Source organism: Glycomyces sambucus, assembly GCF_900102815.1.
GTDB classification, from domain to species: Bacteria; Actinomycetota; Actinomycetes; order Mycobacteriales; family Micromonosporaceae; genus Glycomyces; species Glycomyces sambucus.
On sequence record NZ_FNGF01000005.1, the window covers coordinates 95,463 to 107,331 of the forward strand.

The 11,869-nt window shown below is 71.5% G+C and carries 10 protein-coding genes; 6 read left to right on the top strand and 4 right to left on the bottom strand.

What is annotated here, in order from left to right:
- On the bottom strand, nt 1-684 hold the full coding sequence (locus BLS99_RS15750; protein ID WP_091051796.1) for a hypothetical protein: 684 nt from the start codon (nt 682-684) through the stop codon (nt 1-3).
- Between the two features lie 129 nt (nt 685-813).
- Here BLS99_RS15750 and BLS99_RS15755 point away from each other — a divergent pair, with 129 nt between their 5' ends.
- Nucleotides 814-1,941 carry a winged helix DNA-binding domain-containing protein gene (locus BLS99_RS15755; protein WP_091051798.1) on the top strand — a complete coding sequence of 376 codons (1,128 nt, stop codon included), beginning with the start codon at nt 814-816 and terminating at the stop codon, nt 1,939-1,941.
- Between the two features lie 202 nt (nt 1,942-2,143).
- Here BLS99_RS15755 and BLS99_RS15760 read toward each other — a convergent pair whose 3' ends face one another.
- The 3 genes from BLS99_RS15760 to BLS99_RS15770 are packed head-to-tail and all read right to left on the bottom strand — an operon-like array spanning nt 2,144 to nt 5,120.
- The gene (locus tag BLS99_RS15760) at nt 2,144-3,841 is read right to left on the bottom strand and encodes a DUF885 domain-containing protein (RefSeq protein ID WP_091051801.1); all 1,698 of its coding nucleotides are present in this window, start codon (nt 3,839-3,841) and stop codon (nt 2,144-2,146) included.
- Complete coding sequence (locus tag BLS99_RS15765) at nt 3,838-4,782, bottom strand: prephenate dehydrogenase (protein WP_091051804.1); 945 nt, start codon at nt 4,780-4,782, stop codon at nt 3,838-3,840. The genes BLS99_RS15760 and BLS99_RS15765 overlap by 4 nt, the downstream gene beginning before the upstream one ends.
- Entirely contained in the window at nt 4,782-5,120 is a 339-nt protein-coding gene (locus tag BLS99_RS15770) for a GroES family chaperonin (protein WP_091051808.1), read from the bottom strand. Before BLS99_RS15770 ends, BLS99_RS15765 begins: the two co-directional genes overlap by 1 nt.
- Nucleotides 5,121-5,696: 576 nt before the next feature.
- Between BLS99_RS15770 and BLS99_RS15775 the strand changes: the two genes are divergently transcribed.
- The 5 genes from BLS99_RS15775 (at nt 5,697) to BLS99_RS15795 (ending at nt 11,858) form a co-directional block, all read left to right on the top strand.
- Nucleotides 5,697-7,064, top strand: a complete 1,368-nt coding sequence (locus BLS99_RS15775) for an AI-2E family transporter (protein WP_091051811.1) — start codon at nt 5,697-5,699, stop codon at nt 7,062-7,064.
- Nucleotides 7,061-8,998, top strand: coding sequence for an ATP-dependent DNA helicase (locus tag BLS99_RS15780; RefSeq protein ID WP_218126534.1), 1,938 nt, complete (start codon nt 7,061-7,063; stop codon nt 8,996-8,998). The genes BLS99_RS15775 and BLS99_RS15780 overlap by 4 nt, the downstream gene beginning before the upstream one ends.
- A 331-nt stretch (nt 8,999-9,329) precedes the next feature.
- The gene (locus BLS99_RS15785) at nt 9,330-9,959 is read left to right on the top strand and encodes a DUF47 domain-containing protein (protein WP_091051814.1); all 630 of its coding nucleotides are present in this window, start codon (nt 9,330-9,332) and stop codon (nt 9,957-9,959) included.
- A gap of 2 nt (nt 9,960-9,961) precedes the next feature.
- On the top strand, nt 9,962-10,987 hold the full coding sequence (locus tag BLS99_RS15790; RefSeq protein WP_091051817.1) for an inorganic phosphate transporter: 1,026 nt from the start codon (nt 9,962-9,964) through the stop codon (nt 10,985-10,987).
- A 94-nt stretch (nt 10,988-11,081) separates the two neighbouring features.
- On the top strand, nt 11,082-11,858 hold the full coding sequence (locus BLS99_RS15795; protein ID WP_091051820.1) for an NUDIX hydrolase: 777 nt from the start codon (nt 11,082-11,084) through the stop codon (nt 11,856-11,858).
- The last annotated feature ends 11 nt before the right edge of the window (nt 11,859-11,869 follow it).

Consider the following 11,869-nt stretch of genomic DNA (forward strand, 5'->3'; position numbering starts at 1 on the left):
TCAGCAGTTGTCGAGGACCACCCTAGCGAGCTTGCGCCAGGCGTCCGGGAGTTCCTCAGCGCGGTGCTCGGAGCGTGCCGCATCCCAGACCGCCGCCTCGGCCTCGGGGACCTCGTCGCCGAGGAGGTAGCGGGCGACGAAGTCGGCGCGGTTGGTGTGCCCGGGGAAGAAGTAGCCGCCGGCGGCGAAGAGGGCGACGTAGGCGCGGTGGAGGCCCGAGGTGAGGGTCTCGGCCAGGTCCCAGGAGTCGGCGGCGTCGCCGAGGCGCTTGGCGAGGAGGTCGGCCTCGGCGGCGACGGTCTCGCGGGAGGCGTCGGCGAGGGCCTGCGGGAACTCGGTGACCTCGGCGCGGGCCTTGGAGCCGAGCTCGGAGTCGTCGGCGAGGAGGGTGCCCTCGGCGAACGCGCCGATGATGTGCAGCGCCTCGTCGCTCGGGTTGCGCCAGCCCTCGCCGCGGCCGAGCTGGTCGAGCAGGTCCTGGAAGTGCGTCACGGTGAGGTGCACCGCTTCGTCGCTGGCGTCCGCGGGGACCTCGGCCGTCTCCCAGACGCACACGAGTTCGGCCTCTTCGCCGAACCCGGACAGGGCGGGGCCGTGAGCGTACGCGAACGCCAGGCGCTCGTCGTCGTTGATGTCGGCGAGGACGTCGGTGGAGAGCCTGAGGACCGCGTTCGGAAGGGACATGCCGCAATTGTGGCTGTTCCTCGCAACGGCGTCCACCCGGTCGAGCAGAGAGGCCGCAGGTGATTCCGGCCATTGGGGCGCGCGGTTCGGGGGAGTACTCGTGTCGCCTCCTGCCGCTAGCATGAGCGAATGTCAACACCCACCGGGGACCTCACGCCGGCGGCGATCGCGGCCTGGCGCGCCCAGTCCCAGCGGCTGCACGGGGAACACCTCGCCACGCCGCTGGCGGCGTTCCGGCACCTGGGCGCCGTCCAGTCGCAGGAGTACCAGCCGTCGAAGCTCACGCCCGCGATGCGCGCCGCCGCCGATGAGGACGGACTCGCCCACGCCGGCCCCGCATCGGTCGACGCGCTCATCGACCAGGGCCTGGTCGTGCGCACCCACGTGCTCCGCCCCACCTGGCACACCGTCCCGGTCGAGGACCTGCGGATGATGCTGACCGCGAGCGCCGACCGCGTCCAGCAGATCGCCGCCACCCAGTACCGCAACCTGGGCTTGGAGCAGTCGGAGCTGGAGCGAGGGGACGACGTCCTCGCGGAGGCCACCGCGGGCGGGAAGCACCTGGAGCGGGAGGAGGCCGCGGAGGCGCTGGCGGCCGCGGGGGTCAGGGATCCGAGCGGGGCGAGGTTGATCCACCTGCTGTTCCACGCGGAGCTGGAGTCACGGATCTGCTCGGGGACGCCCAAGGGTGCCAAGCAGACCTACGCGAACTTCGAGGACCGGATCCCGGCGGGCGAGCTCGGGAAGGACGAGGCGATCAGGGAGCTGGCGCGGCGGTTCTTCGCCTCGCGTGGGCCGGCCACGGTGAAGGACTTCACCCGCTGGGCGACGCTGAAGGTGGCCGACGCGAAACTCGCCGTCGATGAACTCGGGCTGCGGGAGCTGCGGTTCGACGACCGGGTCTTCTACTACGAGGGCGAGCGCCCCGAGCCGGTCGAGGGCGGGCCGGTGGTCGACTTCGTGCAGGGCTTCGACGAGCTGCTGTGCTCCTACACCGACTCGAAGGACCTGGTGCAGCACCACTCGGTGGCACGGAACCTGTTCCCCGACCGCCCGCGGTTCAACTCGGCGATCCTCCTCGACGGCCAGGTGATCGGGAACTGGAAGGCCACCGTGAAGAAGGACCGGGTGGTCATCGAGACGTGGCGCGTGCGCGGCTTCACCGCCGCCGAGATCGCGGCCCTGCGCCGCGGCGCCGACCGGCTCCGCGCCTGGTTCGGCAGTCCGGAGATGGAACTCGGCCTCGACCACGACTGACCTGCAGGAACGCGGCTCCGGCTCGCGTTCCGCCGGTGTCGGTGCGAGGGGATACGTTGGCTTGAAAGGGGTTCTCCGGTCAGGACAAATCCGGAATTCCGGAAATGTTCCGACCGGAGGACCCCTTCTCGAATACCTATATCTCGCGAGTGCGACATCCGGGACCGGTGCCGCACTCGCGAGGATCGTTCGGAAGTCGCCGCTAGAGGCGGCCCAGGGCCTCGCTGAACGGGGCGAGGCCCATCGAGCCGAGGTTCAGGGCGTCGGTGTGGAACTGCTTCAGGCTGAACTCGGCGCCCTTGCGCTCCTTGTAGTCCTCGCGGGCCTGCATCCACAGGCGCTCGCCGACCTTGTACGACGGCGCCTGGCCGGCCCAGCCGAGGTAGCGGTTGCGCTCGAAGGACAGCATCTCGTCCTCGATGGTCCGGGTGTGGGCCTTCATGAACTCGAACATCTTCTCGCCGTCCCACTCCTCGCCCGGCCGCCAGCCGAACGGGTTGTCCTCGGGGATCGCGAACTCGCAGTGGAGGCCGATGTCGACCACCACGCGCGCGGCGCGGAACGCCTGCGCGTCGAGCATGCCCAGGCGCCCGCCCGGGTCGTCCTCGTAGTATCCGAGCTCGTCCATGAGCCGCTCGGAGTACAGCGCCCAGCCCTCGCCGTGGCCCGAGCACCACATCATCTGGCGCTGGAACCGGTTGAGCAGCTCCACGCGGGCCATCGTCTGCCCGACCTGGAGGTGGTGGCCGGGGACGCCCTCGTGGTACACGGTGGACTTCTCGCGCCACTTGCCGAACAGCTTCTGCCCCTCGGGCACGGACCACCACATGGCGCCCGGACGCGAGAAGTCCTCGCTCGGGCCCGTGTAGTAGATCGCCCCGTCCTCGGTCGGCGCGATCTTGCAGTCGATCACCCGCACCTGCTCGGGGATGTCGAAGTGCGTGTCGGCCAGGTCCGCGATCGTCGCGTCGGCCAGCTCCTGCATCCAGTCCCGGAACAGGTTCTTGTCGGTGAAGTTCTCGTCCGCGTCCTGGTCGAGGAACGCCACGACCTCGTCGATCGACGCGCCCGGCTTGATCCGCTCCGCGGTCGCGCGCATGTCCGCCTCGATGCGGGCCAGCTCCTGCCAGCCCCACGCGTACGTCTCCTCCAGGTCGATCGCCGCGCCGATGAAGTACCGCGACGCCCGCGAGTAGCGGTCGCGCCCGACCGCGTCCTTCTCGGGCGCCTGCGGGGCCAGCTCCTCGCGCAGGAACAGCGCGAACTTCGTCGCCGCCGAACGCGCCCAGTTGGCGCCGTTGCTCAAGGCGATGCGCAGCGGACCGGTCTTGATCGGCTCGCCGTCGATCGTCACCGAGTTCGCCAGCCCGGCCCAGAAGTCGGTGTCCTTGCCCTTGGCGCCGTTCCAGTTGTCGCAGTGCGTCGCGACCTCCAGGACCTGCCGCTTCGCCGCGACCCGGCCCTCGGCGGCCTCGGCCCGCAGCGTCTCGGTGAACTGGTCGAACGCGTCCGGGACGGCGGCCAGGCGCGCCGCGATGTTCTCGGCGGCGACCTTCCCGTCCTTCGGCATGAGGTCGAAGATCTGGCGCACGCCGTGCACCGGGGACGCCAGCACGTTCAGTTCCAGGTACGTGTCGCCGGCCTCGTCGCGCTCCAACTGGAGCCGCAGCCGCTCCAGGATCGCGTCCTTGGCGACCCGCTCGCGCTCGTCGGACGGCTCGGCCGCGTCGAGGTCGGCGATCGCCTGGCGGGTCAGCGCCGCCTGCGCCGCGAACCCCGCGGGCGAGAGGTCGTCGATCTCGTGGTCGTGTCCGGCGATGCCCATCGAAGTAGCGGTCAAGGGGCTGAGGGCGATGGCGTCCTCGACGTACTTGTCGGCGATCTGATCGATTCTTCTCATGAAGTGGACTGTACGCGAGGTCGGCGGCCGATCGCGACCTCACTTTCCACCGCCTCGATCCACCCTCCGGCCCTGCCCAGGTCCAGCAGCGCCTCCTTCGCGACCGGGATCCGCTCGGCCGCACCGGGCTCGGGCGGCCAGGCCGCGCGCAGCTCCCGCGCCCGGTCGAACCAGGCCCCGATCGCCCCCGGATCGCGCCGGTGATCCTCCAGGTGCCGGTACGCGGTCGCCAGCTCCTCGCCCAGGTCGTCGAACGCCGCGGCGATCATGTCCCGGTTCCCCTCGACCATCCCCGTCACCAGCGTGGTCGAACTCGCGGCCACCCGCGTGCCGTCCCGGAACGACCCGGCCGCGAGGCTCCGCGACAGCGGATCGGCCGCGACCAGGACCAGCGCGGCGGCGACCAGGTGCTCGATGTGGGAGATGCGCGCGGCGGCCGCGTCGTGGTCGGCCGCGGTCGCCGGGACGATGCGCGCGCCGACCGACGCCCACAGGCGCGCGAGCAGCAGCCAGTCGTCGAGGCGCGTGTCCGCTTCGAGGCACAGGACCCACACGCGGCCCTGGAACAGGCCCGCCTCGGCGCTGGCGAACCCGGGGGTCTCCTTGCCGGCCATGGGATGCCCGCCGATGAAGCGGGGGTGCGCGGCGAAGGCGTGCAGGACCTCGGCCTTGACGGAGGCGACGTCGGTGATCAGGCCCCGGTAGCGCCCGGGAGGGAAGGTCTCGGCGGCCACCGCTCCGAGGTGCCGGACGGGCGCGGCGACGACCGCGACGTCGGTGTCGAGCAGGTCGGCCGGGTCGGCGGTGACGGCGAGGCGCGCGGCGGCGGCCTCGCGGACCGCGGGGTCGGGGTCGTGGCCGATCACGTCGTGGCCGGCGTCGGCGAGCGCGAGGGCGGCGGACCCGCCGATGAGGCCGAGCCCGGTGACCGCGACGCGCATCAGAGGTAGAGCCCCGTGCCGTCGTTGTCGACGCGCTTGGCGGCGACGGCGTGGATGTCGCGCTCGCGCAGGAGGATGTAGGTGCGGCCCTGGATCTCGACCTCGGCCTTGTCCTCGGGGTCGAAGAGGACGCGGTCGCCGTTCTCGACGGAGCGGACGAGCGGCCCGACGCCGACGGCCTCGGCCCAGTGCAGGCGCCGGCCCATCTGGGCGGTCGCGGGGATGACGATCCCGGCGGCGGAGCGGCGCTCGGAGTCGGCGTCCTCGCGCACGAGGAGGCGGTCGTGCAGCAGGCGGACGGGCAGGCCGGTCGTCGAGTCCAACGGTGTTTCGGTCACAGCGCCCCAGCCTACCGCCCGGCCGGTGCCCCGCCGAGCGGGAAGCCGCTCAGGTGGGGCCGCGCCCCGAGGCCGGGCGTGTCGCTTCGGAGCACCCCCCGGTGCCAAGCGTGCCCGGCGGGACCGACACTCGGGCCGTGCGCGGGCCGCGCGGGCCGGATGTGGGTCAGGTACGGCCTCCGGCACCCGAGGGCTCGTGTGTCGGCGGGCTGGGCCCCGGCACAAGGGTGCCCGGTGGGTCTGACCTCGAGTGCGGGCCGGGCGCGGGCTTCGTCCTCGGCGCGGCGCCGCAGGCGTGCCGGGTCGGGGCGCGTCTCGGGCCGCGAACGGCCGGCGGCGCCTCGCGGCCCCGTCCCCCGAGGGCTGGCGTGTCGCACCGCCGGCCCCTCGCACAAGGGTGCCTGCGGGGTACGACAGCAGCGCGGCGACGGTGCGTGAACCGCGCGCGGGCGGCGCGGAAACATGAGACCGGTGGCGCCTGCGGGCCGGGTCTCGGTGGTGCTGGCTGGATGGGGGAGGTCGCACCGAACCGGTACGGTACGTGTTGACGTTGCACCCGCGTCCTTGGGAGAGACCGTGAGCCGATTCCGCCGTACCACCGCCCGGGCACGACAGCTGTGGGTCGGTATGCGGCTCAACCCGGTCGCCGAACGGGCCATGGCGGGACGGGGGCCCGACGACCCCGATCCCGCGCTCGCGGCCGGGGAGGCCGGCGACCCGCCGCCGGTCGACGACGCCCCGAGCGACCCGGAGCACCCTGAGCGCCGCTACGTCCCGACCGGCCTGGTCGTCGGCGCCGCGTGGTCGTGGCGCCTGCTCATCATCGGCTCGCTCCTGGCCGTGGTCCTGTACCTGCTCAGCCAGGTCACCATGGTCGTCATCCCGGTCGTGATCTCGTTCCTGCTCGCCGCGATGCTGCAACCGGTCGCCGCCTGGCTGATCCGCCACGGCTGGAACAAGTCCCTCGCCTCGATCGTCGTGCTCATCGCCGGGCTCGCCGTCGTCGGCGCGATCATCACGTTCGTCATCCAGCAGTTCATCGCGGGCATCCCCGACTTCTACCAGTCGATCCTCACCGGCCTGCGCGACGCGCAGGACTGGCTGGAGGCCGGCCCGTGGGGCCTCGACGGCGCCCAGGTCGCCGAGATCCTCGCCGACATCCAGGTCAACATCACCGACTGGTACCAGGTCAACCAGGAGACGATCGTCCAGACCGGCCTCGACGTCGCCGGCTCGACCGCCTCGGGCCTGGGGAACTTCGTCACCGGCCTGTTCCTGGTCCTGTTCACCACCTACTTCTTCATCCGCGACGGCCGCCGCATCTGGACCTTCCTCACCGGCTGGCTGCCGCGCCCCGCGACCGAGTCGATGCGCTACGCCGGCGGCGCCGGCTGGTCGACGCTCGTCCAGTACATGCGCACCATCGTGGTCGTCGCCGCCGTGGACGCGATCTTCATCGGCCTCGGCCTGTGGCTGCTGGACATCCCGCTGTGGCTGCCGCTGACGACCCTCGTGTTCCTCGGCGCGTTCATCCCGATCATCGGCGCCACGGTCTCGGGCGCGGTCGCCGTCGTGGTCGCGCTCGTGGGCACCGAGAACGGGCTCGTCAACGCGCTCATCGTCCTCGGCATCGTCCTGGCCGTGCAGCAGCTGGAGTCGAACCTGCTCCAGCCGTTCCTCATGAGCCGCGCCGTCAAGCTCCACCCGCTCGCGATCGTCCTCGCGGTCACCGCGGGCGGCTTCGTGTGGGGCATCATCGGCGCGCTCGTCGCCGTCCCGCTCCTGGCGATCGTCAACGGCACCGTCCGGGCCCTCAACCGCTTCAAGGAGGCCCGCCGGGAGGCGCAGGCCCGCGGCCTCGGGGACGGCGACGCGACCATAGCGGCCGCGAACGCGAACGGCGACCCGATCGACGGCGGCCGGCAGGCGGCCCGGGACAAGTGAGCGCCGACACCGAAGCCCTGAAGATCCTCGACGCCGCCGTCGCGGCCACCCCCGGCGGCGCCACCCGCGACGGGCAGCGCGAGATGTGCGCGGCCGTCGCCACGGCCGTCGACTCCGGGAAGCACCTGCTCGTCCAGGCGGGCACCGGCACCGGGAAGTCGCTCGCGTACCTGTGCGCGGCGCTCGCGACCGGCAAGACCGTCGTCGTCTCGACCGCGACGCTCGCGCTCCAGCACCAGCTCGTCGCCGTCGACCTGCCGCGCCTGGTGGAGGCGGTCGCGCCGGTCCTCGGCCGCAAGCCCTCGTTCGCGCTCCTGAAGGGACGCCACAACTACCTCTGCAAGCGCAAGATCGCGGGCGACGAGGAGGACGACGACGGGATGCTCGAAGGCACCGAGCAGCTCAAGTGGGCCGGGCAGCAGGCGTCCTTCGCGAAGCAGGTCCAGCGCCTGTTCGACTGGGCCAACGACACCGACACCGGCGACCGGGACGACCTCGACCCGGGCGTGAGCGACCGCGCCTGGAAGCAGGGCTCGACCACGTCCAGCGAGTGCCCGGGCGCGAAGGACTGCGCGCAGGGCCCCGACTGCTTCGCCGAGCTCGCGCGCGCCCGCGCGCACGAGGCCGACATCGTCGTCACCAACCACGCGCTCCTGTCGATCGACATGATGAACGAGCGGTCGGTCCTGCCCGAGCACCAGGTCCTCATCGTCGACGAGGCCCACGAGCTGGTCGACCGGGTCACCAACGCCGCGCGCGCCGAACTCCACCCGGCCCGGCTGCGGTTCCTCGCCCAGCGCGGGCGCCGGCTCATCGACACCGATGTGGCCGACCAGATCCGCGAGGCCGCCGACTCCCTGGAGAACGCCCTGAACATGGCGGGGGAGCGGCGCTTCTCGGGCGACCTGCCCGCGCCGCTCACCGAGGCGCTCAACCTCGTCAACGCCTCCTGCGTCAAGGCCACGACCCACCTGGGCGCGCTCGACGCGGAGACGAAGAAGCAGTTGAGCGCCCAGCAGCTCAAGGCCGGCCTGGTCGAGGCGATCGAGACCGCGGGCCGGTGCATCGGCCCGGCCGGGGACGACGTCATCTGGGCCGAGCCCAACGGGCCCGTGCTCGTCGCCGCGCCCCTGTCGGTCGGCGGGCTGCTCTCGGCGATGCTCTACGAGGACCGCACCGTCATCGCGGCGTCCGCGACGCTGACGCTCGGCGGGAAGTTCGACACGGTCGCCCGCAACATCGGCCTGCCCGGCGACGGGCACGGCTGGACCTCTCTGGACGTCGGCTCGCCGTTCGACTACGCGAAGCAGGGCATCCTCTACGTGGCGGCGGCGCTGCCGCGCCCGACCGCGTCGGGGCTCTCCGACGACGCCGGGAAGGAGCTGCTGCGCCTGGTCGAGGCCAGCCGCGGCGCGACCCTCGGCCTGTTCTCCTCCAAGAAGGCCGCCTCCGAGGCGGCGGAGCTGCTGCGCGCCAAGACCGACTACTCGATCCTGCTCCAGGGGGAGGAGACCCTCGGGAGCCTGGTGAAGCGGTTCAAGGAGGAGGACTCGACGTGCCTCCTCGGGGTCATGAGCCTGTGGCAGGGCGTCGACGTGCCGGGCATGACCTGCCGGCTCGTGGTGGTCGACCGCATCCCGTTCCCGCGCCCGACCGAGCCGCTGACGGCCGCGCGCTCGGAGGCCGCCGACGCGGCGGGCCGCTCGGGGTTCGCGGAGGTGTCGGTGCCGGCCGCGGCGATCCGGCTCGCACAGGGCGCGGGGCGCCTCATCCGCCGCACCGACGACCGCGGCGTGGTCGCGATCCTCGACTCGCGGCTCCAGACGAACCGCTCCTACGGGAAGTTCATGCGGGACTCGCTGCCGCCGTTCTGGTACACGACGAAGTCCGACTCGGTGGCCGGCGCGCTCGGCCGCCTCGCCGACAGCGCCTGAACGACAGCGCCCGAGGGACGCCCTGAACGACTGGGCGCCCGTCGCCGCATGATTCCCGCGTTCCGGGGAACCCGTGCTTTCCGTGCCCGGAACCGGTCCCGCTGTCCGCTTCGGGAGCGCCGAAGACATCGAAGGTGAACACTGGATGAATTCAAAAGAAATACTTGTACAACCGCAGCTTGGAGCGGTTTCGTGGATTCTCACACAGGCATCATCGCTAGCTTGTCTCGCGTTCACCTGGATGTTAACTTCGGCGTGATGATTTCCAGCCGTCCCCTGACCTGATCGGTACAGTGAGGACAGTCAAAGCGACCGAAAGCAGGGGTGCCCGGTGCGGTTCTCGCTGAAGCCTCAGGACGACGCGTTCTACGCCTTCTTCAACGACGCCGCGGACAACATCCGCCGCGGGGTCGGGATCCTGTCCGAGCTGGGCGACGACAAGCCCGACTTCCAGAAGATCTCCGAGCGCCTCGTCGACGTCGAGCACGACAACGACCAGCTCACGCACCGCCTGTTCAACAAGGTCAACTCCACGTTCGTGACCCCCATGGACCGCACGGACATGTACCACCTCGCCGGCAAGCTCGACGACATCCTCGACCACATCGAGGCCGCCGCGAACCTGGTCTACCTCTACGGCCTCTCCGACCTCCCGGCCCTGCCCCGCGAGATGATCGAGCAGATCACCGTCCTGGGCCAGCAGGCCGACCTCCTCGTCGAGTTCATGCCGAAGCTCAAGGGCCTCAACTCCTCCATGCAGGAGTTCTGGGTCGAGTGCAACCGCCTCGAGAACGACGGCGACCGCGCCTACCGCATGCTCCTGGTCCGCCTCTACTCCGGCGAGTACGAGGCCCTGACGGTCATGAAGCTCAAAGAGGTCGGCGACGAGCTCGAGGCCGCGTGCGACTCGTTCGAGTCGGTCTCCAACGTCGTCGAGTCCGTCTACGTCAAGGAATCCTGAGCGTGGACAGCGTCACCATCGCGGTATTCCTCTGCATCGCCGCGGCGCTCCTCTTCGGATACACGAACGGCTTCCACGACTCGGCGAACGCCATCGCCACCTCGATCTCGACCCGGGCGCTCAAGCCCCGGGTCGCGCTCGGCATGGCCGCGATCGGCAACTTCGTCGGCGCGCACCTCGGCGCGAAGGTCGCCAAGACCGTCGCCGAAGGGCTCGTGGTCCTCCCCACCGGCATCGAGGGCCTCCTCATCGTGATGTCCGGCCTCCTCGGCGCCATCACGTGGAACTTCATCACCTGGTACTTCGGGCTGCCGACCTCCTCCTCCCACTCGCTGTTCGGCGGCATCGTCGGCGCGACCATGGCCGGCGGGCTCATCATCACCGGCAACATGAACGACTGGGTGCTGTGGAGCGGCATCGTCGACAAGATCGTGCTCCCCACGATCATCTCGCCGGTCGTCGGCTTCGCCCTCGGCTTCCTCGTCATGATCGCCGTGTACTGGGTCTTCCGGCGCGGGCGCCCCGACAAGCTCAACCGCGGCTTCCGCCACGCGCAGACCGTCTCGGCGGCCGCGATGGCCCTCGGCCACGGCATGCAGGACGCCGCGAAGATCATCGGCGTCATCGTCCTCGCCCTCTACGTCGGCGGCATCCAGGACGACGCCACGCACATCCCCCAGTGGGTCTACTGGGTCGCCGCCGCCGTCATGGCCGCCGGCACCTACGCGGGCGGCTGGCGGATCATCAAGACCCTCGGGCGCCGCATCATCGACCTCGGCCCGCCCCAGGGCTTCGCGGCCGAGACCGTCGCCTCCGCGGTCCTGTACGCGAACACGTGGCTGCTCGGCGCGCCGATCTCCACCACGCACACCATCACCTCCGCGATCATGGGCGTCGGCTCGACCGGCGGCCGGCGCGCGGTCCGGTGGGGCGTGGCCCGGTCGATCGTCATCGCCTGGATCATCACGTTCCCGATCGCGGCGCTGGTGGGCGCCCTGTTCTACCTGCCCATCCAGCTCCTCGGGTAAGACGTCCCGGACGCGGCCCGGCCACCCGGCCGGGCCGCCTCCTTTTGCGCCGTTGCGCACTGGAAGCCGCCCCGTGTGGGCTAGCGTGAACTGCATGTCCATCCAGCGCTTCGGGAAGTGGGACTTCAGGGCGGTCGACTCGGCGTCGGCGGCCCGGGCCCTCGACCGACTCAAGGAGCAGGGCGCTCCCGCCGAGCCCGAGCGCGCCGCCGTCGTCGTCCTGCTGCGCGAGGCCCCGCTGCGCGTGTTCCTGCTGCGGCACGCCGCGAAGGAGCCCTTCGGCGCCCCGGCCGCGAACCGGGTCCGCGGCGACCGCGCTGACCTGCCCGGCCCCACCGCCCGCGAGCGCTGGGCCCACCTCGACGTCGACGGCGCCTACGAGCGCCCCGCCGGCGGCCTCAGGGACTCCCTGTACGGCTTCCCGGGCGGGCGCCACAAGCCCGACGACCCCGACGTCGCCATGACCGGTGTGCGGGCCGTGGAGGAGGAGACCGGCGCGATGGTCGCCCTCCAGCGCGCCTGGTCCCGCTGGGTCACCCCCGAATACGAGGCGGTCCGCTTCGACACCTGGATCTACGTGGCGACCCTCGCCGAGGGCTTCCAGCCGCGCATCCGCGTGCGCGAACCGGAGTACGCCACCTGGATCGGCCCCGAGCAGGCCGTGTGCCAGTACGGCGGCCAGATGTCGATGCCCGAGGCGACCACGCTCGCCGAGCTGTCGCGCTACTCCACCGTGGGCGAGGTCTTCGCCGCCGCCGAGCAGCGCGACATGTCGCCGATCCTGCCGCGCGTGTGCCTGCGCGAGGGCGAGGCCAGGCTGGTCCTCCCCGGTGAAGAGGACTACCCGGCCGGGGCGCTCACGCGGGCGTGAGGCGCTCCTGA

Coding starts and splice junctions, on each gene's coding strand:
- BLS99_RS15750 (WP_091051796.1), bottom strand. CDS start 684: ATGTCCCTTCCGAACGCGGTCCTCAGGCTCTCCACCGACGTCCTCGCC.
- BLS99_RS15765 (WP_091051804.1), bottom strand. CDS start 4,782: ATGCGCGTCGCGGTCACCGGGCTCGGCCTCATCGGCGGGTCCGCCGCC.
- BLS99_RS15755 (WP_091051798.1), top strand. CDS start 814: ATGTCAACACCCACCGGGGACCTCACGCCGGCGGCGATCGCGGCCTGG.
- BLS99_RS15795 (WP_091051820.1), top strand. CDS start 11,082: ATGTCCATCCAGCGCTTCGGGAAGTGGGACTTCAGGGCGGTCGACTCG.
- BLS99_RS15760 (WP_091051801.1), bottom strand. CDS start 3,841: ATGAGAAGAATCGATCAGATCGCCGACAAGTACGTCGAGGACGCCATC.